This window comes from Pedobacter paludisoli (assembly GCF_052344095.1).
In the GTDB taxonomy this organism is placed as follows: domain Bacteria; phylum Bacteroidota; class Bacteroidia; order Sphingobacteriales; family Sphingobacteriaceae; genus Pedobacter.
In genome coordinates, this window is sequence record NZ_CP179926.1 from 708,515 (window position 1) to 733,808 (window position 25,294).

The 25,294-nt window shown below is 37.2% G+C and carries 10 protein-coding genes; all 10 read left to right on the forward strand.

Going from position 1 to position 25,294, the window contains the following annotated elements; translation table 11 throughout:
* The 10 genes from ACJVDK_RS02800 to ACJVDK_RS02845 all read left to right on the forward strand — a co-directional run bounded on the left by ACJVDK_RS02800 (position 1) and on the right by ACJVDK_RS02845 (position 25,253).
* The gene (locus ACJVDK_RS02800) at positions 1-6,666 is read left to right on the forward strand and encodes a hypothetical protein (RefSeq protein ID WP_443938768.1); all 6,666 of its coding nucleotides are present in this window, start codon (positions 1-3) and stop codon (positions 6,664-6,666) included.
* Positions 6,667-6,668: 2 nt separating this feature from the next.
* The gene (locus ACJVDK_RS02805) at positions 6,669-7,475 is read left to right on the forward strand and encodes a hypothetical protein (protein WP_443938769.1); all 807 of its coding nucleotides are present in this window, start codon (positions 6,669-6,671) and stop codon (positions 7,473-7,475) included.
* Between the two features lie 72 nt (positions 7,476-7,547).
* Positions 7,548-16,742 (forward strand): RHS repeat domain-containing protein, encoded by a 9,195-nt coding sequence (locus ACJVDK_RS02810; RefSeq protein WP_443938770.1) that lies wholly within the window; start codon positions 7,548-7,550, stop codon positions 16,740-16,742.
* 5 nt (positions 16,743-16,747) lie between these two features.
* Positions 16,748-17,257, forward strand: coding sequence for a hypothetical protein (locus ACJVDK_RS02815; protein ID WP_443938771.1), 510 nt, complete (start codon positions 16,748-16,750; stop codon positions 17,255-17,257).
* 723 nt (positions 17,258-17,980) lie between these two features.
* Positions 17,981-19,462, forward strand: a complete 1,482-nt coding sequence (locus tag ACJVDK_RS02820) for an RHS repeat domain-containing protein (protein WP_443938772.1) — start codon at positions 17,981-17,983, stop codon at positions 19,460-19,462.
* Between the two features lies 1 nt (position 19,463).
* A complete protein-coding gene (locus ACJVDK_RS02825; RefSeq protein WP_443938773.1) occupies positions 19,464-19,811 on the forward strand; it encodes a hypothetical protein in 348 nt (115 codons plus the stop codon).
* 899 nt (positions 19,812-20,710) lie between these two features.
* Positions 20,711-20,980: an HNH endonuclease gene (locus tag ACJVDK_RS02830; protein WP_443938774.1), complete on the forward strand. Its 270-nt coding sequence runs from the start codon at positions 20,711-20,713 to the stop codon at positions 20,978-20,980.
* 10 nt (positions 20,981-20,990) lie between these two features.
* Positions 20,991-21,875 carry an ankyrin repeat domain-containing protein gene (locus tag ACJVDK_RS02835; protein WP_443938775.1) on the forward strand — a complete coding sequence of 295 codons (885 nt, stop codon included), beginning with the start codon at positions 20,991-20,993 and terminating at the stop codon, positions 21,873-21,875.
* A 755-nt stretch (positions 21,876-22,630) separates the two neighbouring features.
* The gene (locus ACJVDK_RS02840) at positions 22,631-23,752 is read left to right on the forward strand and encodes a hypothetical protein (RefSeq protein WP_443938776.1); all 1,122 of its coding nucleotides are present in this window, start codon (positions 22,631-22,633) and stop codon (positions 23,750-23,752) included.
* 553 nt (positions 23,753-24,305) lie between these two features.
* The gene (locus ACJVDK_RS02845; RefSeq protein WP_443938777.1) at positions 24,306-25,253 is read left to right on the forward strand and encodes a hypothetical protein; all 948 of its coding nucleotides are present in this window, start codon (positions 24,306-24,308) and stop codon (positions 25,251-25,253) included.
* The last annotated feature ends 41 nt before the right edge of the window (positions 25,254-25,294 follow it).

Here is a 25,294-nt window from a genome sequence, read left to right on the forward strand (position 1 = left end):
ATGAATTATCAGTTACAAAATAAAACAAAAAAGATTGCTAAGTTTTTATTGGCTGTTTGGCTTCTTAATCTTGTAGAACCACTTTCAGCTTATGCGCTTACTTCTGGACCAAATCAACCAGAAAGTCAGTCATTTCAGGCGGTTGGAACTTCGGATATGGTGGATCTTTTTAGTGGAGATTTTAAGTATAACATTCCTTTAATGGATGTGGATGGATACCCGCTTAATTTAAATTATCAATCGGGGGTTGGAATGGAGGATGAAGCCAGTTGGGTAGGGCTTGGCTGGAATTTGAACGTTGGATCAATAAACAGGCAATTAAGAGGCATACCAGATGATTTTAAAGGTGATGAAATCAAGACTGAACAAAAAACGAAAGATAGAATAACTATTGGAGGAAAGTTAACTGCAAAGGCTGAGTTAACTGGAAAGTATAAATCTACACTTATTCCGGCTTGGTTAACATCTTTTTTAATGCCTTTACCTTATGAGTCTAAACTTAAGCCAAGTGGATCATTCACTTTTGGAATTTTTAGCGATAATTATACTGGTATTGGTGCAGAAATAGGCGCCAATGTTGGTATATCTTATTCATTTGGAGGGAGTGGTTTGTTCACTTCAAGCATGGGGTTGGGAGTATTATCAAATACTGCATCAGGAGTGGATGTAAGCCCTAATATTTCAACTTCTATTTCGGCATTTAAAGCAGAAAAAATAAATACAAATGCTGGTTTTAGTTCGTCATTAGGGTATAATAGCAGAGCTGGTTTAAAAACATGGGGACTTGGATCGAGTATTAATAGTTATCAAATTTCTACACCTTTAGTTTCTTATAATACAGAAGCAATTTTACCTAAAATACAAATACCATATAAATCTACTAATAACTCATTTAGTTTAGATGCCGGTTTTACAGCTGCAATTTTCTTTGTAGGTGGCGGCGCAACTGGGTACATTAAGAATCAAAGTTTAGCAGCAAATTCTTTTGTTAATCCAGAATATGGATTTCTGTATTCAGAAAGCGGAAAAAATAGTTTAAACGCTATTCATGATTTCATTCGAGAAAAGGAGAATCCCGTAATACCCGAACTACCCAATTTGGCACTCCCAATTGCTACACCCGATATTTTTACTTTTAATAGTCATGTTGGCTCAGGCCAATTTAGGTTATATCGTGGTGGTACAGGTGTGTTTTATGATAATGCTATTACTGAGGGGTCTGAGAACAATTCAATTGGAGCAGATTTTGGATGGGGCGTGGGGTATCACGGAGGAGTAACTAAATTTGATCAATCAATTAAAAATACTACGCGTAAATGGACTAAAAATAATGATTATTTAGCCAAAGGTGATTTTCAAAATCAATCTGAAAATGCTCCAAATTACCAGCATGTTTTTTTCAGAAAACCAGATGAAAAAAATATTGAGGATACTGTGTTAAATGGAAAAAATGGTATTATTCGTGGTACTGAGCCATTAATGATTGGAACTTCGGGTGTAAGTGCAAATTCTAGTTTTAAAACAAAAACCTCTTTTGGTAGCAATGTTTATGCTATACCTAACAAAATTGAAAAACATAAAAGACAGGAGCAAAGCACTTCTATAAGTTATCTTACTGCAAGCGAAGCAAGCAAGGTAGGGTTAGATAAAACGATAAATATATATCCTTTTAATGATGCTTCATCTTTTTACCCAGGCTCAACCGAAGCTTATTATGCAAGTAGTAGGGTAGATGCCAATGTAGATCCAAGTACTCAACTTAAGACTAAAAAAGCGCACCATATTTCGGAAATAACGGTTTTGAATGAGCAGGGGCAGCGGAGTGTGTATGGGCTTCCTGTTTACAATAAAATACAACAAGAAATAACATTTGCAGTTGGTAATGGAGGCAGTATAATAAACGGAAGGGTTCCGATGAATAATCTAGCTTCGGGAAATTTTGACCCTAATGTTGGAGGGATTGATGATAGTGATAATTATTTTCATCGAGATACACAACCGGGTTATGCTAGTAGTTATTTACTTACAGGTATTTTGTCACCCGATTTTGTGGATAAAACTGGAGATGGCATTACGGCAGATGACTCTGGCACAGCCATAAAGTTCAAATATTCGAAGGATAGAAATAAGGATTATAAATGGAGGACACCTTATAACTCAGGAGCTACACCTGAAGCAGCATTAAACAGAGGGTTATTGGCCGATTCTAAAGACGATAAAGGAAGTATTATTTATGGAGAAAAAGAAATTTATTATGTTCATTCAATAGAATCAAAAACAAAGATAGCGTATTTCATTACCGAAGATAGAGATGACGCTTTGGGCGTTTCCGATATCAACGGTGGACGTGATCCTTATAATCCCGACCTAAGGCAAAAACGTTTAAAGGAGATTCGATTATATAGTAAAGCTAATTTACAAAAACCGATAAAAGTGGTAAAGTTCGACTATACTTATGAACTTTGTACCGGTGCACCAAACTCGATGAATGGAGGTGGCAAATTGACCTTAACAAAAGTTTGGTTTGAATATGGAAATACTCAAAAGGGAATGAATCACCCTTATAAATTTAGTTATGATATAAATCAGCCGTATGAGCTTCAATCGATGGATAGATGGGGTACTTATAAAAACAGGTTTCTAAATTATGGCTCGTTAACGAATGAGCAATATCCTTACGCTAATCAAAATAAGCAACAAGCGGATCAAGCAGCTTCATTTTGGCAATTGAAAATTATTGAGTTGCCATCTGGCGGGAGTATAAATGTGAAATACGAATCGGATGATTACGCTTATGTTCAGGATAAAAGGGCGAGCGTAATGGTCCCTTTTGATTTTAAGGAGAGTGATATTAAAAGTGGAAATGCTTCAATCATAGTAGACATTGACGTTATGCCTCCTGATGGGGTTGATTGGACATCATGGTTTAAGAATATTTATTTAAATGGTTCAGATTATATATATACAAAATCTTGGGTTAAATTAAGTACGTCAAATGCCGATAGCGAGGGAAATGATTATGATTTTGTATCCACTTATGCAAAAGTTACACAAGTAACTAATATTTCAAATAATAAGGCTACAATAAAATTAGAGAGTATAAATGAAGGAGGAGTTACTACAAATCCAATTCGTTTTGCAGCATGGCAGAAAATGAAAAATGAGTATCCTAAGTACGCTTATCCAGGATATAAAAATAAAGCTGGAGCGAACGATTCTGGTATGGGAGCTATCGTTAGAGCAATAGGAAGTGCTTCTCGGAATTTAAATGAACTTTGGGAAAATTTTTATCAAAGAGCAGATCGAAAGAGTGGTTTTTGCGACGATTTTAAACCAGAAAAGAGCTTTGCTCGAATTGCGAAAGCGAGTGGATATAAACTAGGTGGAGGAACTAGAGTAAAGCAGATAAAAATTGTTGATGAATGGGATTCCTTTACAGGTACAAATACTCCTAAAGGCGTTTATGGACAGAGATATGAATATACTACAAAAGATGTAAATGGAGGTACAATAAGTAGTGGTGTAGCTACATATGAGCCGGCAATAGGTAATGATGAAAACTCTTTAAAGCAACCCATACCTTATATTCAAAAAATAAAAGGCGCAATAAATAATTATTTTGAACTAGAAGCACCTTTTGGCGAATCTTTATACCCAGCTCCTAGTGTTGGATACAGTAAAGTAACTGTGAAGGATTTGGAAGGTGCGGATGACACTCAACCGGATATTCCTGCAACTGGATTTACGGTGCAAGAATTTTATACCGCTAAGGATTTTCCAGTTAAGGTAACTGTCCTGCCAATGGATAAATATAACCCAAAGCCAGAATCAACGTATTCATTAATTAGGACAAATAGTATAGAAGAAATGGTGCTGTCGCAAGGGTATAGCATTGAATTAAACGATATGCACGGTAAACCAAAAGCGGATCGGGTTTTTAATACCTCCTCAGTCGAAATTTCGTCTACCGAGTACCATTACCATGGTGAAAAAGAAAATAGTAAGGAGCAAAAATTTGCATTAGATAACAAAGTAAATGTTGTTTCTCCAAATGGAGAAGTTGAACAAGTAGTTGTTGGAAGAGATATAGAGTTTTTTACTGATTTTAGAGAGCAAGAGACCATTAATTCAGGGAGAACAATCAACTTAGGCGTTGATTATGTTCCTATTTTCTTTGCTCCTTTAGGATTTCCAATACCCCATTGGCCAATGAATGATAATAATGAATATAAGTTATTTCGTTCTGCCTGTGCAGTTAAGGTAATACAAACTAACGGTATTTTATCAAAAGTGGTAAAAAACGAAAATGGTTCATCAATTTCAGTTGAAAATATTGCTTTTGATGGTGTAACAGGAGAAGCTTTGGTAACCAAAACGCAAAATGAATTCAACAAAAGTTATTTTACGGTAAACTTACCCGCATATTGGCCTTACCGTAAAATGGGAGGCGCATACCAAAACATTGGTGTAATGTTGCAAAAGGTCAATTTGAATAATTATAAAGAGCTTAATGAAGAATATTGGCCTTTACTTACTGAAGGTGATGAGTTAGTTAATATTGGATCGGGAGAGTCGTATTGGGTAGTGGATGTTAGTCGGGAGACAACTTTTATCGTACTTAACGGAAAAAAATTAATTGACAGGAAGGGGGCTAGACTGGAAACTATTGCAGATGGTGCCGAAAATCACACATTTAAGATTGTAAGATCTGGATTTAGAAATATTTTGAGTGCAAGTGCAGAGAATATTGTCTGCTTAAATAATCCGATTGTAAATGGTAGACTAGTATTCTACGATAATGCAAATCATGCCGATTTAAAAATTATCAACGCCTCGTCTACATCTTATGACGATGAATGGCCTGTTGATGGAAAAGGTCAGGTAGTAAATAGAAAAGAATACTTCGATGCAGAACACGCCTTTACGTACAAGTTATCGGGTTATAATTCTGAATGGAGTAAATTGGGTAGTAGGATTTACAGCGTTTCTCCAGACTCGGAAGAAGCATATGGCTTAACCATCGATAATGTATTTGATAATTACATAAATTTTAGTAACGAATATTTAAATTTACGCTTAATAAATGCCGGTATTTGGCCAAATTCGCTTGCACTTCCCAATGTATCTTCTAGTAACGAAGTAAATTTCAGCGACGAAGAGTCCTTGGGATTTAAGGCGACCTTTTATGCACCCGAAAGTAAGTATTATTATATTGGTTTTGCTGGTGATGACAGGCTTCAAGTTAGAATTAATGGTATTAATGCTGTGCCAGCTTTAGATAATACTTATCAAAGATGGACAATTTATCCTTATTATATTCAGGAAGGTATCAATACAATTGAAGTAGAAGGATACAACCAAGCGAATGAACACTCAAATTGGAGCGGTAATCCAGGAGGAATGGGAGTTGAAATTTATAATAATAATGGCAACCAATTAAGATATGCCTCCGGTTCTAGCGGTATCAATACCATTTTCAGTACCGGTTCTCTGATTTCTGATCAGTCAAACTTTCAAACTTTTAGAACAATTAATGGCGTTAAGACTTGGCGTTTTTCAGAGGAGGCTTATTTTAATCCTTTTGTACAAGGGATGAAAGGAAACTGGAGGCCGTATACCCAAAATGTGTACCAAGAAAATCGATCGTATGATGGTATTCTACTTCCGGGTAAAAAGGGAGTAAATGTTGCTAATTCTGGATATTTGACGTCTTTTATGTCGTACTGGGTGATTCAGAGCAGTGCCGAATGGGGAGTCAGTTCTTCGATTAAATGGGTTAAAACAAATACCATCAAGCAATACGATAAATATGGCCAAGAAAGCGAAAACCAAGATGCTTTAAAACGATACAGCGCAGCAAGTTTTGATTTTGCAGGTCAATTACCAGCAGCTGTAGCCTCAAATGCCATGCGCAGAGAGATTTATGCAAACAGTTTTGAGGATGTTGCGCGTATAAATACCTTACCCGATAGTAAGGAGAACAAAGAATTCGTTGCAAATGGATATCCATTAAGTTATTACAGGGTGAGTAATGACTCCCATTCGGGTAATTATTCAATAGCATTGCCAACTTCTGGTATTCAATTGGTAACCCGAAAACATACTACCGAACAAAAAGATAGTAGCAAACCGTTTTTAGGCCGAACTTCAAAAAATGAGTTTACTTTAATGAATACAGAGGGTTTATATCCTACAGGCTTTGAGCCTAAGCCCACAGGACAATATTTAATTTCAATGTGGGTTAAAGATGCGCAACCATTAAATAAAAATGTGAATGTTCAAGTAAATGTGGGGAATGCGAATGCAACACTCGCTGTAACAACATTAACGTGTAAGGCGGTGGTAGAAGGTTGGAAACTTATTGAAGGTACATTTGCAATTCCTTATAGTTCAAATAATAACCGGTTTGATATTGCTATTACCCCATCTTTTTCGGGTATTTATTTGGATGATGTCCGAGTTCATCCTAAAGATGCGCACATGAAAACGTATGTGTACGATGATTTAAGCTATAGACTTATGGCAGAACTTGATGAGAATGCATTTGCTACTTTCTATGAGTACGATGAGGAAGGAAGTTTAGTTCGAGTTAAAAAAGAGACTGAGCGTGGCATCGCAACTCTAAAAGAAAATCATTCTTCATACCGTAAAAAAAGCACTTTATAAAGATGAATAAAGTATATAAACGATTGTTTTTTATAAGCATTTCTGTTTTTGGGTTGGGACTAATTACCTATGCAGGTACTACTATACTGCAAAAGTATTCGCAGTATGACGATTGGCCAAGTGATGTTATAGAGCAAAGAGTAGGTAAAATAGACCCAAAGTTGGTTGATAAGTTTGTAAAGATTTCTTCAAAAATTAATCCAACAGCAGTAAATTATAAGATTGAAGGGCATTTTACGCAAATCAATCCGGGAGATTCTACTCAGAATTTGCATAATTTGTTTTATTCCTATCAGCGAGAAGGGGATAAATATTACACTGTCTCCGGTCAGGTCGAATGCTTAATTATAAATGGCGTCACGCTTTATATAGATCATGTTCAAAAGAAAATGATGCTGAGCAAGAACAAAACTTCGGCTGAGCAAAAAACTGCTTTTCCTGATATGTCAAAATTGGTAAAACATTTTTCGGAAGAAAAGTATCAACTTAAAGACCGTGCTATTGGTAATGGGAAATGGATGATATCCTTGATTAATCCAACGCATATTGCCTGTAAAGCGTATGATTTAACCTATGATTCAGCTGCTTTGGCACCAAAACGCATTGCCATACGACTGAGTAACTTCGATGATCCGATGAATCGAAATAAAGACAGACTCGTCAATTTTGAAATTGAAGAAGAAGGCTTAGCCAATTCAGCCTTATTTGATTTTTCTCGGTTTCTGAATAAAGGCTCACAAGGTGATTATATGCTAACGAGTCGATTTAAAGACTACGAGCTAATTAAACTCCTAGATGCCCAGAATTAAGGCAATAGAGTTTTTATGTTTTTTTAAAGTATTGATACTAATTTAACCAAAGGTTTATTTCTGTTTAGCGCTATGATACGATTATTTCGTTGGGTATTATTTTATTTGTTATTTCAGTTGAGCTGTGTGCTAGCTTACGGAGCTGTGGAACCCTATGAGAACTTTTTAAAAGGTTCAATAAAAGCTGGAGATTCGGTGTTGGTAAAGGACGAGAAGTTTCGAAATCCTTTGTTTAACTGGAACGACATTAGCAATATTTCTGTTAATAATTCGATAACCTTTCAGCTGCTGGACGAGAATACATTGAGCCAGTCTTTTACTGCAAAGATTAAATTTCGGGTGGAATATTTTAGCAGCCCAAGTCAGACAGCGCTGACGCGAATAGATACGGTAACCTTGTCTATTGCTTACGATAAAAATTCGGGCGCCATTTATAAATCGAAAGATAGTTACTTCTTTCAAGGAGGCTTTGATGTTCGGGTCTATGTACTGGAAATTAGTAGTCCAGAATTTGGAACTAATTTGCCCGCTGTTTTTCAGTTAAGCAATCAAATTAATATAGATCGTACGTATGCTTTTAAGCCTTATTTGTTTTTAGGGATTAATGGCGATGCTGGAGGAGTTTCAGGAGGCGGGATGGCCCAAAGATTTAGCGCAGGATCTGGATTAACGGAAAATAATCGGCAGTTGGCCCTATCCTGGACTCCTTTGTTAGGGGCTCAGGAGTACGATATTGAATGGGTTGCGGTAGATGCGGATGGGGATTATGGGGCATTGGTTTCTTCTTTGAGAGATGGAAATTACATTTATGATAGTGATAGTCAGTTGGCTCAGTTATTTCGGCACAATGCTACGCGTATAACCACCCATGAAGAAAATTATCGGATTTCCTTGATACACAATTCTAACTTCATTGTGGTACGGATGCGTCAGGTGGCATATGTAGATGGCTTAAGAAATGAAGGCGTTTGGTTTTACAAACAGTCTGATAATACCACTTATGCTATTTGGGAGATTTTTTGGCATCAGTCCAATTTGAATTGGCAATATTCTGCCACTTATGCCGAGGATGGAAAGAAAAAGGAAGTAGTAAGTTATTTTGATGGGACGTTACGTGGGCGTCAAACAGCGACTTTGAATAGCAGCGATAATATTGCCGTGGTTCAAGAGAATGTGTACGATAAATTTGGACGGGTATCGGCCAGTATATTACCGGCTCCAGTAAAAGAAAGCGAAACTGGGTTTCAAACTTTGCACTACTTTCCTACACTGAATACTAACAGTTCGGGCTTGAGTTACAGTTTTGCCGATTTAAGCCTTGCAAATTGTGAACTCACTCCATCAGCCATGGGAATAGGCTCTGGAGCCGGAAAATATTATTCGAATCAAAATCAATTTATCTCGGCCAAGGCTTACAATGCATACATTCCAAATGCAGGAGGATATCCACTATCTGTTACACAATATACGCCTGATAACACTGGACGAATTGCAATTCAAGGAGGCGTTGGTCAAGTTTTCCAACCCGGACAAACTGAAAAACACACTACCCGTTACTTTTACGATAAACCCACACAATGGGAGCTAGACCGCTTATTTGGTAACGATGTTGGCTATGCCAATCATTATTTGAAAAATACAGTAATCGACCCCAATGGACAAATATCCATTAGTTATTTAAACGCATCAGGAAAAACAATTGCCACTGCTCTTTCGGGCGATACCCCAGAGAATTTAGATGCTTTGCCAAATAAGGAAGTAGCACAAATGCTTCCGGTAAATTTGCTGAATCCAGAGCAATTTACTTTTAAAGGTGATGAATTAAATTTAACAGCAACAGCAAGTTATACATCCAGTTTTGCGGGCAATGCTACCCTGTCATACGATGTTGAAAAACTGATTAATCAATATCAAATTAATACTTTTTCACATTTTAGTAATTGCTACTACAATCTACGTATTACCGTTAAGGACGATTGCGGAAATTTAATCTATAATACCCCCGATGCAAGTCCAATAGCTATTGGTTCAAAAACGTTAAATACAGGGGCCGCTGGAACAGAAACTGGAGTAATAAATTTATCATTTAATAAAATTGGTACTTATTTCATCACATTTAACTTTAAGTTAGATGAAAAAGTTATTGAAAATTATACCAATGATTTTATTTCAACTGGGCAGGCGAATGGAACATTAAAGAAAAAGTCGGCATTTATTTTACAGCAATTAAACAATGCTAATTTTATCGATTGTTTCTCTGACTGTAAAACAGCAAGGTCTAATTTGGGTACTCTTACCGAATTTACGTCCATGTTTAATGCTCGTTTGGGAGCACTTGGAGAGCAAAATAATTTGGTCGATTATGCAACCTATATTTCAGGTTTATACACCTCTATATCAAATTATATTAGTACTACAATTGAACCGCAATGCTTAGGCACTTCAGTTGCGTCCTGCGATGTATATAAAAAACCAATGCTTGAAGATGTGTCACCTGGTGGGCAGTATGCTCCGCTTGATGCCAACGGCGTATTAACCGAACCCGCTATTAATGTATTGCAATTGTACTTTAAGCACGGAGCTTTTGATAGCCCACCTGTGGTTATAAGCGATGATTTTAAAGTAACCAATGAACAAGGCCAAATAGTTACGCCATACGATGCAAACTTTACATTAGCTGATTTAGTAAAATATTGGCAACCTATTTGGGCAGAAATGTTTCTTCCCTTTCATCCTGAGTATTGTAAATTGCAATTTTGCGGGCAAATAACTTCTAGTAAAAAATGGGATGATGAGCTGAACGAAAAAACTGGCCAGAATGTAAATTACCACAGCAATAATGCAACAAATTTTTTATTAGATACCGATCCTTTCTTTGCGCAAGGAAGTGTAGGGGGAGGCGAAAAATTAAATATGGCAGCTGACTTGGCCCTTTACAGCTCAAATGTTATGGGGGTTTCAGTAACTAACAAAAGTTTAAGCCAAGTTGTAGATTATTTAATATACTGCTCAAATGGAAGTCCCTATACCGACAATTGGACGAGTTGTTCGGTTAGTTGTCGTGTTGAAGAACGAGAATGGGAAATGTACCGCAGTATGTATTTAGATCTTAAAAATAAATATATAGATAAGGTACGTAAAGCTACAACCTGTGCTTCGGCATGTGTTATTGGCGTACCAGTTACGTTACCTGGTAGCAATTCTACCGGAGGGACGAGTTGCGCTTCAAGAACCCTTTCTTCGGATATGCTAGTTCTTTCTTCTACTAGTTATCGCACTTTTGACTATGCCAACAATCAGCAGAAAACGTATTCGTATGTAGCAGGGGTTGCAGGGGCACAACCTTCATCGGCTCCTTATTGTGCAATGGGTTCTGTAATCATGCAGTTTTATCCTTGCATTGATGTAAATTACCAATCAAATACCATTCGATATACCAATGTATGGGAAATAGTTTGTACCGAATCCATTCCAAATTCTTGTGCGAACAGCGGTAGCATATTAGTTGATGGATATGAGGGCGGAGTAAACCAATTTTACATTGATTGGGGAAGCTATAGGACAGTCTTTACAGTGATTGAAGGATATCCTCCGAGTAATCCACCCGAATTTGGTTGCAATGGCGATTTAGGGATTTACTATTATGATTGTTTTACAGTTAATAATATAGGTGCTGGTTTAGTCAATACCTATACCAATGCCTGGGTGGCTGAGTGTTCTACCTATTATTGGAGGGCTTCTTCTACTGTAACTGCAAAAAGCACGACAGCAAACACAGCATCAAGTTCTACACTAGAAGAATCTGCTGCATCTACGCCACGCAGTGTCTTGTCGCATGTATTGGCCGAAAATATAGTGGCAGATAGCACGCATACCCATGAAACAGTGCTTGCCGAATTAAAAAAGCTAACCAGTACAAATGTATTTTTAGAAGCGGATGTTACCAAAGGAAATGTTTTATTAATTAGCAAAGTAAATCCGACAGAATTAACATTTACCGGCGATACAGCTGTAGTGCTTCATTCAAAATTTGGCAGTTTTTCGCATCTTGCAAATCTTTCAATTAAAAAAGGAAAAGGTTCTTTCCGCAGTTTCCAAAATGTTTGGGTAGCAAAGTTTATCCCCGAAACAGGCTCCTTGCAGGTTTGGAAAGAAGCGCAACGTGTAATTATTGACTCCCTGCATGCCATTAAAGCATCAACTAGTTTGATAAAAGTAAATAATAGTACTGAAAATGAATTAAAAACAACCGAAACCTTAAAAGGGAATGCAAAAACTTTAAATGTTGTTTCAGTTGAAGTAAATCCATATGACTGCCAAGGAACAGATTTTGAAATTTCTGGTCCTTTGAGTTCATGTTATGGAAGTGGAAATCCTGGGTATAGATTTGATATTTATCCAGCAGATGGTGTCCCTGTTTCTTATCAGCCGTATTTATTTGTTGATATTTACATTAACCACGCCTATGACAATGGTTTTGATGTAATTACTACAGTACATTTAGATCCTGAAACGAATAGTGGCAGCGTTTGTATACCGGAAGGTTATTTTCAAAGTGGTCTTTATCTTGCCCCCTATGTTTGCGGATTAACTGGTGCCGCTGAGCCCCAAGAAACTTGTCCGGCTGTTTATACTACTAAAATTAGCAGGTTCGAGAATGTAGACTATTCCAGCTCTGCACCCAACGCAACTCAATACAATTCGAATTTGCAGACTGATTTTGCTTCACAAGCGCTAGATATTTGCACAAGCAATGCCGAAGCATGGGTTCAAAAATTGGATGCTGGTTTAGCAATGTATGGTTTAACCGGCCTCAGACAACAGTTAAAAGACAATTTAATTTCAATTTGCGCACTTGGTGCCGATCAGGAACACCCTTTTGGAGCAAGTAATGTTAGAGCAGGAGTAACAGGTATTACAATTAACGGACACACCGATTGCAGAGATTTTGCCAGCGTACTAAAATATACGCTTGGTTTAAGCACCTTTAATAAAGATATAAATCCTTGGCTTATCGATGGAGTATATGCAAATAACCCCAATGCGAAACAACAAGCTACAACGGTTGTAATTTCTGCAACATCGGCAGCAATTTGCACTAAATTAACCACACTTACAAACGAAGCAGCTTCTGTTGGACAAACCTTGTTTACTTACTTGCAAAATAAGTATGGTGCGGCTATGACATTAAGTCAACAAGAACTAACTGCTTTACAAACAAGTTGTGCAAGCTGTAACTACCTTTTAAATTATGATCTCGTTTTGCCTGTCTTTTTACAGCCAGATAGTAAGGGATGTTTAACAAAAGCAGAGTTTGATGCCGATAAAATTATCTTAAACAATGAATTAGGAGGTACTTTGACTGCCGCAGGTGAGAATTACGAAAGCATTATTACTAATTTCTTTAATAATAAATACGGCTTCTCAGTTGGATATGATCAATATAAAACACTCGAAACTGGTGCAACGCAGATGCTGTGTAACACTCCTCCATTTGTATCTGTTCCCGAAGATGTTTATACCTCTGCACGTTCGTTAGTTAATGTAGCATTTGGGCAAGGAGAGCAATTGTATAATGCCTACATAATAGAAGAACGAAATAATTTTATTAGTGCTTATATAAGCAAATCGGCTTCAGCAAAAGCAAATGTACATTTAACTGCTAAAAAAGAAGTGTATCATTATACTTTGTACTACTACGATTTAGCCGGTAATTTGGTTCGAACTGTACCACCAGAAGGAGTTGTTCTATTAAACGATGCCGAAGTTACCGAGGTTGGGCGTACGCGTGATGGTTTAACTTCTTTAACCGAAAATTGTACCTATCAAGGTCCAAGTACTCTTTCCGATAGAAATACCGCTTTGCAAAGTGTGAGCACGGCCTTGCTGAGTACAGGTAATGCTGCACTAGAGCTTTGGATGTATTCCAGCAGTACAGGTGCACGCCAATTTATAGCAGCAACACCTGATATGAAATACCTCATTCAAACCTGCCAAAACGGAAACTTATTAAACGTAGATATTTTTACGCTAAACCAAACAGCCTCAAACAATGTGGCCATTACTTTGAGCAACCACGTTACGGCCAATGTAAGCGCGCTTCTTCCTTTGCAGCCTTGGACACACGTAGTGGTACAAGGAACAGACCTTTCTAGAGGAGCTCTACAGTTGTGGATTAACGGAAAACAATACAACCCGGTAGCGGGAGCACCTTCTGCAGGCGGTAGCTGGGCCATTACCAGCGATGCTTCCGGAAACATCGTGATGCCCGATAACTTCAGTATGTTAAAATTCCTCCGCGTGTACCCAAATCGTGTACTCGGAGCAGACGAAATTGCTAAAAATGCTGCTAGTTCATGCTTTGGTGTGGTAGATGTAAGCAATCCGTATCAATACCGCTTTAATGTTCCAGCACCCGGCAGCGCAACTACCATTGCCGCAAATAGCACACAAGAAACACAGTTTACTGGCGTGTATCCAGCGCATGTACTTACCACAACCTATACCTATAATGCCACTAACCAAGTGGTGCAACAAAGTACACCCGATGCTGGGACAAGCAATTTTTGGTACGATCGATTGAGCCGTTTAATTGGAAGCCAAAATGCGAAACAGGCACAAACGGCCGATTACAGCTATACTCAGTATGATGCCTTAGGACGAATTGCAGAAGTTGGCCAGAAACGGACAACTTGGAGCATAGCTGCCGGATATTTAGAAGATGGGCAAGTTAGCACGTTTTTAAATGGTGGTAGCAACAGCCAAATTACTACCACGGTATACGATGCAGCCAGTACCATGTCTGGAACCCCAAGTGGAATGAGCCAAGGTAACTTGCGCAAGCGCGTATCGGCCAGTATTTACCGAGATACTTACAGCGACACCAACTTTAGTGCAAGTTATTACGATTACGATTTTACAGGGAATGTGAAAACCCTGTACCAAAAAGTAAAAGGACTAGGACTGAAACGCTTGGATTACGAGTACGATTTGGTTAGTGGCAAAGTAAACTTCTTAGCCTACCAAAAATATGCAAACGATGAGTTTTACTACCAATACGAGTACGATGCCGAAAACCGCTTAACCAAAGCTTGGATCGGAACACAGGCCAATTTAAATGCCTATGGTTTTGGCAGTACCTTAACAAGTCCAAACCGACGTTTACAAGCAAGTTACCAGTACTACCTGCACGGACCTTTGGCACGGATGGAATTGGGCGCTGAAGGAACTTTGGTACAAGGTGTAGATTATGCCTATACTCTACAAGGTTGGTTAAAAGGAATTAACGGAACTGCCTTGGGACAGAACGATATGGGTAACGATGGTGCAACTATAGCCAAAGATGCCTTGGCTTACAGCTTAGGATATTACCAAGGCGATTACAGCCCAGTTGGAGGCGGCTCGGCCTTTGGTCATAGCTACCAAGCCTCAAATGCCAACGCAGCGGGCCGCAACTTATATAACGGTAATATAAGCAACAGTACCTATGCCATTGAGAACATTAACAATGGTGCCACGGTGGGCTATACCTATGGCTACGATCAGCTGAACCGCTTAAAGACGATGAACCAACAAAATCTGGGTTCATCGGGCAATTGGAGCTACGATGGAGCGAGTGTAGCCTTTAGAGAAAATTTCAACTACGATGCCAATGGCAATATCTTGACTTTGCAACGCAACAAAGGCAATGGAAGCTTAATGGATAATTTAACTTATACCTATAGCCGCGATGCGAATGGACGTTTGCAACACAACAAACTGCAAAGCGTAAGCGATAGCCAAGGGATTAATAACGGAGGCGATATGGGTAGTAGCAATTATACCTACGATGCGATAGGCAATCTAACAGGCGATGCAGCCGAAGGGATTAGCGATATCCAATGGAGTGTATACGGAAAGATAAAACAAATCAATAAAAATAGCGGCAATATAGTTTACAACTACGATGCAAGCGGTAACCGCATTAGTAAAACGGCCAACGGCTTAACCACCTGGTATGTACGCGACGCACAAGGGAACGCCTTGGCCTTGTACGACAATGCTGGAGGTACCAACAACTGGCGCGAGCAGACCTTATATGGCAGTAGCCGTTTGGGAATTTGGAAACCAAACATTAACTTAGTTTCGCAGAACGGAGGTTCTGTATGGAACCTGACCGGTAGAACGGCCTATGAGTTGAGCAACCATTTGGGCAATACGATGGCGACCATTAGCGATAACCGTGTACAAGTAAGTGGAGGCTATAAAGCCGATGTATTGACCGCAGGTGATTACTATGCGTTTGGTATGGCCATGACTGATCGTAGTTATACCGCTAGCGGAGCGACTGCCTACCGTTATGGCTTTAATGGTAAAGAGAATGATGCTGAAGTAAATGGCCAGCAGGATTACGGAATGCGTATTTATGATAGTAGGTTGGGAAGGTTTAAGAGTGTGGATCCGATAAGTAAGTCTTACCCACATTTAACACCTTATCAATTTTCTTCAAATAATCCCATACTAAATGTAGATTTGGACGGCTTAGAAGGGGTTGATTATCTTAAAAATATTGTTGTAAGAATGGATGGAAATTCTGTATTCCCAAAAAGCGATTTAAAAAACACAGATAGTGAAGAAATTTTTGTGAGGATGAATTACAAGACAGTAAATATTATTCACAGTACTCCAAATTTAATTACGAAAATTGAATTTAATCCTTCAAGTGTTAGTGGTGCAGCAGGGATATGGTGGAAGTACGGTGCTGATAAATTGTTAGCAGCACAGCATTATTCTAAGAATTGGGTTAGATTTACAGATACTAAACTACCTGCAATCCTTAATAAAGCTACAGGTGTTGAGCAAAATGCTGCTGGTTTTGCTAATACATTTAGACATTATTCGTGGCAAGCGTTACTTACCGCAAGCAATGGAAAACAATTTGCGAAGGATATTGGTGATTACCATGAAGCAGACGGATTAACGGTTAATAGTCAATTAAGTGCTCAGAATTTTAAAGGATATATAAAAGATAATATTATTGATTTGACCAATAATCATTATGCTCGAATGTATGGAGAGAAAATTGACTTTAAAAAAGTAATCTCGTCAATAGACAATTATACAGATTTCTTAAATGGTGTAGCCAAACATATTGCAACAACGGTTGATGGGTATAAAAATGACAAATCATTTGATGGAATTAGAAATGGTTCAGTAAAATTATTTGACAAAAAGGATAAAGATATACAAGAGCAATTTAGGGTGGCGCAAGGTCTTGAAGGACGATAGACGGTATGAGAACAGTAAAAAATATTCTTTTGTTGGGGCTGTTTACATCATTTTATATGTGTTGTAAGCCGAAATCAGATAACACTGTAGTTTATAGTTGTAATGGAGATTATTTCTCTTTTGATAAAACAATTGAAGAAGTTTCGGATTCATTGAAATTGATTGGAATTACACTAGAGTATAACAATAGTTTTTCAGGTGAGGATTTAGGTGTCAAAATGTATTCATATCAAGAAATTAATGACTCGATGGTTATTGAAAGAAAGTTATATTTTAAAGATGAAAGATTACAAGCTATTATATTGGATTTTACAAGTTTGAGTATTGATGATAAGAAAAAATTTAAGGAAATAATTAACAATAGATTTAAAAAATGTGATTTACAGATAAATAGTAATTATACAAAAGTCTCTTATTTTAATCAAGTAAATCCATTGGAAAGTTTATCAGGTGAGACTTTTCATTTAAAAATTTTTTATAACGAAATGCATAGACAATTACCATTAATCTTTTAATCCCTTCTAGCGCAAGGTGTGCCGTGAATGATAAGATGTTTGTAGGTGTTATGAATGTTAAATAAAAGATGGTAGTAGGTCTACCGAAATCGCTGTGCAAGCGGAGGTTTCAAACCGCCTCTCGGTGCTTTAGGAGTAATTCTGCGGTATTGAACGGAAAGAGGAAAAGGCAGGCTAGACTTGTCAGGTATGAATAAGAGAGATGAATGCAAATGAACTACTGAGGAAGTAATGAGATAGAAGAACCTATTGTCAAAAGGTAGTTTTCTTGCGGACTATTGAAAGGCTGTAGCGGTTACTTGCATATTGGCTACAGCGCAATCGTTATAAAGTTGGCATGACTCGTATTTAGGCTTTTATTCAGAACACGGGAAGTCCATTCTAAATGTTAAGCGAAAGGCACCCTCAGCTAGTCCGAACGTAATTTAATAGATAATTTGAGCTGGTGCGAGTTTTTAACTCGTACCATATATAGAAAGTTAAGCAAAAGCGTTAGGCTTTTTTGCTATTTTAGTTTTTTATTGTATTCCTATAGAACTATAGTCAAATGCAGTAATAGATCAGAAAATAGATTATATTCATAACAATCCAGTTGAGGCGGATTTTGTGGAAGAAAATTATCATTGGAAGTATAGTATTGCTATAGATTTTTTAGGAGAAAAGGGTTTGTTGGAGATAGATTTGATTTAGGTACGAGTTAAAAACTCGCACCAGCGAGGGGATATGGGTAGTAGCAATTATACCTACGATGCGATAGGCAATCTAACAGGCGATGCAGCCGAAGGGATTAGCGATATCCAATGGAGTGTATACGGAAAGATAAAACAAATCAATAAAAATAGCGGCAATATAGTTTACAACTACGATGCAAGCGGTAACCGCATTAGTAAAACGGCCAACGGCTTAACCACCTGGTATGTACGCGACGCACAAGGGAACGCCTTGGCCTTGTACGACAATGCTGGAGGTACCAACAACTGGCGCGAGCAGACCTTATATGGCAGTAGCCGTTTGGGAATTTGGAAACCAAATATTAACTTAGCTTCGCAGAACGGAGGTTCTGTATGGAACCAGACCGGGAAGATAGCCTATGAGTTGAGCAACCATTTGGGCAATACAATGGCAACCATTAGCGATAACCGCTTGCAAGTGAGTGGGGGCTATAAAGCCGATGTATTAACCGCAGGCGATTATTATGCCTTTGGAATGGCGATGAGCGAGCGCAGCTTTACTGCCAGTGGAGCGAGTACTTACCGTTATGGATTTAATGGGAAGGAGAATGATGGGGAAGTAAATGGGCAGCAGGACTATGGAATGCGCATTTATGATAGTAGGTTGGGGAGATTTAAATCGGTGGATCCGATAACGAAACAATATCCATCTCTTACTCCATATCAATTTGCATCAAATGTCCCTACATCAGGGGTAGATCGTGATGGGTTAGAATTAGAACCTTCTACAGTTGGGCATTCAGAAATGCACAATCGGGAATGGGCTGAGCAGTTAAGGAAAAGAGACCCAAAACATGCTGACGGGATTATTAAACAAGCTAATGTAAATGCATTCTTAATAGTAGGCTCAATGCTTACAGCAGGTAATGGAGCTTTGTTTTCAGCCTTTGCAAATGGTGTAGTAGATTATGGTGCTTATAAATTTGTAAAAGGAACCCTCAAAAGAAATGATGCTGACATTGCTGAGGGCGTTCATTTGATGGTGTGGGGGGCAACTGGAGAAATTGGAGGAGCTTTACTCGGTAAAACATTTGAAGTTACATCTCCATTACTCAAAGCTTGGGGTTCTTCTATTGCAAAGGCTTTTGAAGGTGGGGGAACAAAACTTATTTCTTCCGAGATGCTTAATAAATATCCAAATAGCCCAGTAATAGGTAATCCATTAGAAACATTTATTGCACCTACTTCTGAAGTTAACAAGTTAATAGAAAGTGGAGCCTCAAGGGCAAAAATAGCAGAGACATTAGGTATTGAAGATCCTCTCTTTTTTAAAGGAGAATTAATTCGAGTTGATATAAAGCCATCCGTTTTAAAAGAGTTGAATTTGCGTGTGCCTTTAGGGAATGAAGTAGGAGCTAATAGTTTATTTGTTCCAGGAGGGAAAACAGTTGGAGGAACAACAGAGGCTATTGTAAATGGGATACCAAAAAATAGTAGTGGTGTAAAAATAAGTGAAGTAAAAATTAAAAATTAAGATGGTTAGTAGTGGTGATTTTTTTTTGTTACAATGTAAGTCTAATTACTTTAAGGGAATTACACCCTCAAACTCAATTTATGAGGAAACAGATGAATATAAAGTTTTAATTGAAGTAGGTATAAAGTATTTTAAAGAAAACGGACTTGAGGAGTTTGCCTTTTTTTTGCGAGAAAGTCAGTACTTTGTAGCACTTTGGACAGCGCACATAATTTTAAAATACGGCGAGCCAGCTGTTTCATTAGCAGTGGAATGTATAAACACTATAAAGGAATATTCGGAACATCCTGTTAATTTAAAAATCTCATTAGAGGAAAAAAAATGGCTAGAACGTAATTTGAGTAAATAAAGAATAGATTTAAAAACCTAGCAATAAAATTTCCTCAGCTAGTCCGAGCGAAATCCAATAAATAAATTCCGCTGGTGCGAGTTTTTAACTCGTACCAGATATACAAAGTCTAGCAAAAGCGTTAGGCTTTTTTGCTATTTTAGTTTTTTATTGTATTCCTATAGAACTATAGTCAAATGCAGTAATAGATCAGAAAATAGATTATATTCATAACAATCCAGTTGAGGCGGGTTTTGTGATAGAAAATTATCATTGGAAGTATAGGAGCGCTATAGATTTTTTAGGAGAAAAGGGTTTGTTGGAGATAGATTTGATTTAGGTACGAGTTAAAAACTCGCCTCAGCTAGTCCGAGCGTAATTTAATAGATAATTTGAGCTGGTGCGAGTTTTTAACTCCAGCTAGTCCGAGCGTAATTGAGTAGATTTTTTCGCTGGTGCCAGCCTTTGGCTGGTACCTACTGATCCATAAGCTTTGCACAGCCTTTGGCCATAACTACCAAGCCCTAGCTAGTCCTCGTAGAAACAAATGAATTCTGCTGGTGCGAGTTTTTAACTCGTACCAAAATAGATAGCCTACTGTCTAAAAGTACAAAGCCTAAGCGTTAGGCTTTTTTGCTATTTTAGTTTTTTATTGTATTCCTATAGAACTATGGTCTAATGCAGTAATAGATCAGAAAATAGATTATATTCATAACAATCCAGTTGAGGCGGGTTTTGTGATAGAAAATTATCATTGGAAGTATAGTAGTGCTTTAGATTTTTTAGGAGAAAAGGGTTTGTTGGAGATAGATTTGATTTAGGTACGAGTTAAAAACTCGCACCAGCGAGGGGTAAATGGAAGAAATCCTATTAACTATAGATTTGCTGGCAAAAGTTTTAAATTTGAAGTTGGAACTATTTTGTCAAAAAAATATCCAAATGGAGTTAGTTTTAATAAATTGGGTTTTCCTGATTTTAGCCCATATGCTAGGACGACGGTAGATTTAAAAACATTAGGGAAAAGTACAGCTACAGATATTAATGCTGCAAATAAAATGGCTGGATATCCTGAAACACCAAAGAATTTTACCTGGCATCATGTTGAAAATTCGACAAAATTAGAATTAATTCCTACAGATTTGCATAATGCTGTAAAGCATACAGGTGGAAGGGCTACTAATGCACCATAAAATTAAGATAATGAAAATAAAATTAAAAGAAACATTTCAAACTATAAACATAAGTCAGATCACAGATTTTGAATCGAGATTAAATATTAAGCTTCCAGAACCGTATAAGGAATTTCTTATAGAACATAATGGAGGAAGACCGAGTTTGAATAATTTTAAAACGTTTGATGGTGAAATTGAAACTGATATTCAGTTTTTCCTTGGGATAACAAATGGATTATATGATATTGGTAAAAATAGGGAGCAGTTAAAAAATGTTATCCCAGTTGATTTTATTCCTATTGCAATAGATAGCGTTGGAAATTTTGTGTTGTTAAATGCTATTTCGAATAAAATATACTTACTTGAACACGAGTCTTTAGAGTTGTTTTTTGTAGCTGATGGTTTCAATGAATTTGTTAATAGTCTATTTTCTTTAAAAAAGAAGTTAAATATTTTGGACAAGTCAATAGCTAATCAGGATATTAATTATTTTAAATTAATTAAAAATCAAGGTATTGATCTTAACTGTGTTAGGAATGAGTTTGATCAATCGCTTGTTATTATAGCTTCGTTAATGAACAAATTTTTACTTTTAAAATTTTTTATTGAAATAGAAGGATTGGGATTTGATGGAGCATTGTTTTGTGCTTGTTCGAATGGACATTTAATAATTACAAAATATTTGCTTTCAAAAGGAGCAAATCCTAATGAAAAAGACGAACAAAATAATACTGCTTTGATGCAGGCGAGTTACGGTGGGTATTTTGATATTGTTAAATTATTGATTAGCGTTGGCGCAAATTTATATGATAAGGACAATTTCGGACAAACTGCCCTGACTAAAGCTTATTGGTCAGACAATCAAGAATTAATTGATTATTTTGAAAAAGAAGTTTATTGGTCTCAGGATTAGTTAAACCCCAGATAGTCCGAGCGTAATTGAGTAGATTTTTTCGCTGGTGCCAGCCTCAGCTAGTCCGAGCGTAATTTAATAGATAATTTGAGCTGGTGCGAGTTTTTAACTCGTACCACATATACAAAGTTAAGCAAAAGCGTTAGGCTTTTTTGCTATTTTAGTTTTTTATTGTATTTCTATAGAACTATAGTCAAATTCAGTAATAGATCAGAAAATAGATTATATTCATAGCAATCCAGTTGAGGCGGGTTTTGTGACAGAAGATTATCATTCGAAGTATAGTAGTGCTATAGATTTTTCTGGAGAAAAGGGTTTGTTGGAGATAGATTTGATTTAGGTACGAGTTAAAAACCCGCACCAGCGAGTGCTTAATTTTTTAGAGATTTTCTTACTCTGGTCTATGTTTTTTGTTTTGTCTGTGCAATGGAGTGTATGGTTTGTCTCGTTAGAATAGTCACAAGCGAGATGCTTGCGCCAAAAATCACTATCCAATAGCCAGAGCAGTTTAGAATTTACAAAGAAAAATTCATTTCTTTATATTCTGTGTTTCAGTGGCTAAAGATAAAAAAGCAATAGGCCTGATTTTCTTGTGCTTAATTTGTTAGATATGTTTTTTACTTTGGTCTAAGTATTTTGTTTACTCGGTGCAATGAGGTGAATGATTTAAGTATAGAACTTTATTTAACTTATTGCAATTTTTAATACTTTGTCTATTCTCTATTTAAATTAAATCATAATTATTCCTATCAAAAATGAAAAAAAACGCTCTTATAATTACTATTAGTGTATTAGTATCCTTTATTTTTTTCAACGCCTCTGCACAATGGACAACTGCAGGTAACGATATCTATAATACTTCACAAGGAAAAGTAAGCATAGGTACCACACTTACCCCTGCAAAATTTACGGTTTTTGAAAGTAATTACTTAGGGCACACCGTTCAATCAAAAATGCTTCTTTCTTCAATAAGAGGAGCCGGCGGAAATATTTTTCAGCACAATACCTGGTTAGTTAGAAATACAGCAGGAACAGATTGGCTTTCTGTCAGAATACACGATGGTATTTCGGTAGATGTATCGTATCTTGATCCTCAAGTAAACACAAGAACATGGTGGGAAAGAGATCCACATAGAGATATCCAACTTTGGGGAACAGGCCCTAATACCTATATGACCCTAAGGGCAGGGAAATTAGGGATTGGTACTACTGCGCCCGCAGTATCGCTTACTGTGCAGCAAGGTGATGCAGTTGGAATTCTTGTAGGAGCAAATAGCGGCACGCAGTCCATTACCAATCATACATTAAAAGTTGGGCGGATTGGCGTTCCGGGTTTAGATAGTATTTCCCGTCCCACATCAATAGCAATGGCAACGAGTGATATTGGCTCCAATATTTTAAGCATTGGAGGTGGATCTATGTTTATGAATGCAGCAACTATAACCCATTTTTATGCAGCAGCTAATAGTAATACAGCTTCAGGAACCATAATAGCCAGTATTACAAACTCTGGATTGGGCATCGGTACCACGGATACAAAAGGATATAAATTAGCCGTGAATGGATCCATGATAGCTACAGAAATGAAGGTAAAAGCTTTTGGAACATGGCCCGACTTTGTCTTCAGTCCTACCTATAAACTTCGATCATTAGCTGATGTAGCACGTTACATTAATAAATACCAACATTTACCTGAGGTGCCATCAGCTGATGAAATTGAAAAAGAAGGACTTGATGTTGGTAAAATGAATGCTGTTTTAATGAAAAAAGTAGAAGAGCTAACGCTTTACCTAATACAACAAGAAACTAGAATGAAAGAAATGGAGGAGAGGCTAAAAAAAATGGAGTCATCAAGACAAAAACAAAATTTAAAATAATACGTCGATTCTTTTAATTTACAAATTTAGTTGTTAAGATTAATATAGTTTCGAATAGATGTTTTGAGGTAGACAAAATAGCCCTTCTATGGCTTAAGAAATCTCTAGGGCAAGCATTTTCTGCGGTGAGCCTGTTGGGCGGTTAGTGCAACTGTGCTTAATTTGTTCGAGATGGTTTTTTCTTTGGTCTAAGCATTTTGTTTAGTCTGTGTAATGAGATAGCTGATTTATTTGGTGTTGTTAGAATAGTCACGAGCGAGACACTTGCGCTAGATTTCACTATCTAAATAGTCAAAACAGCATAGGACTTACAAAGAAAAATTAATTTCCGTGCATGCTGTGTTTCAATGGCAAAAGGCAAAAAAATAAACCAGATCTCATCTTTTTTAAGGTAAAAAAGATCCTTTATATCCTTAAAACGACCTGTTTCGTCATTGGTTTTTTGTGTTTCAAAGAAGCATAATTAACTTAGCGTGTAAGAGTAAATAGGGGGATTTAATGGCAATGTTAGCAGACAGCAAATCCCTTGCTTTTGTTCACAATCTCATCCAAAATGATTCGTAAAAAATTAGCACTGTTTGTTATCTCCATTTTTATTAGTGGACATGGATTTGCACAGGAATTAACTTTCGATAATTTGCATTCTCAAAGTTACGATAAATCCATAGTGTGGAATACATCTAACTACGGAAATGGTTTTGGACATAAAATTTACAGTAAAGACCCAGGAAATTGGACCCTTTTATCGATAGCTGGAAGACATAATTCGGCATCATATACCGATATTATGACATTTACTACTACTGGTAATGTAGGTGTTGGAACAAATATCCCATTAAATAAGTTTCAGGTAAACGGAGCAGCTCGGTTTATTACAAATTTAACGGGGCTGCAATATTTACTTAAAATAGGTGGAAATACACACCTTTCAAGTAATGCCGTTGGAATTAGCTTTGATCCAGAAGGGTACGGCGATGCCTATGCAGGACGACAAAAAACTGCTATTGTGGTAGAAGGGGATGGGACCGGCTGGAGCAGAGGGAAGTTGCATATCCTTCAAAACAATGTTGCCGATAATAATCCTGCTACTTTAAGCAACGCGGCTTTTACCATCGATCAGAGTGGTAAAATTGGCGTTGGAAACGTTAACCCGATCGCCAAATTGGATGTGAATGGTAATATTCGTGCTAAAGAGATTAAAGTTGAATCTGTAAATTGGCCAGATTATGTATTTGACGATGATTACAAAATAATCTCATTGACTGATTTAGAAAAATACATTCGAATAAATAAGCATTTACCTGAAATTTCATCGGCAAAGGAGATAGCAAAAGATGGATTAAACATGGGAGAAATGCAAAAAATGCTAATTCAGAAAATAGAAGAAATGACGCTGTATATACTTGAGCAGGATAAAAAAATTACGACGCTTGAAAAGCAAAACGAACGTATAAAAGCACTGGAAGAAAAAATGAAAAAAATAGAGGCAGAGTTAAAATAGTGAGCAAAGATTTCCTGATTTAAAAGATATAATTATCCCTA

Coding starts and splice junctions, on each gene's coding strand:
- ACJVDK_RS02800 (WP_443938768.1), top strand. CDS start 1: ATGAATTATCAGTTACAAAATAAAACAAAAAAGATTGCTAAGTTTTTA.
- ACJVDK_RS02805 (WP_443938769.1), top strand. CDS start 6,669: ATGAATAAAGTATATAAACGATTGTTTTTTATAAGCATTTCTGTTTTT.
- ACJVDK_RS02810 (WP_443938770.1), top strand. CDS start 7,548: ATGATACGATTATTTCGTTGGGTATTATTTTATTTGTTATTTCAGTTG.
- ACJVDK_RS02815 (WP_443938771.1), top strand. CDS start 16,748: ATGAGAACAGTAAAAAATATTCTTTTGTTGGGGCTGTTTACATCATTT.
- ACJVDK_RS02820 (WP_443938772.1), top strand. CDS start 17,981: ATGGGTAGTAGCAATTATACCTACGATGCGATAGGCAATCTAACAGGC.
- ACJVDK_RS02825 (WP_443938773.1), top strand. CDS start 19,464: ATGGTTAGTAGTGGTGATTTTTTTTTGTTACAATGTAAGTCTAATTAC.
- ACJVDK_RS02835 (WP_443938775.1), top strand. CDS start 20,991: ATGAAAATAAAATTAAAAGAAACATTTCAAACTATAAACATAAGTCAG.
- ACJVDK_RS02840 (WP_443938776.1), top strand. CDS start 22,631: ATGAAAAAAAACGCTCTTATAATTACTATTAGTGTATTAGTATCCTTT.
- ACJVDK_RS02845 (WP_443938777.1), top strand. CDS start 24,306: ATGATTCGTAAAAAATTAGCACTGTTTGTTATCTCCATTTTTATTAGT.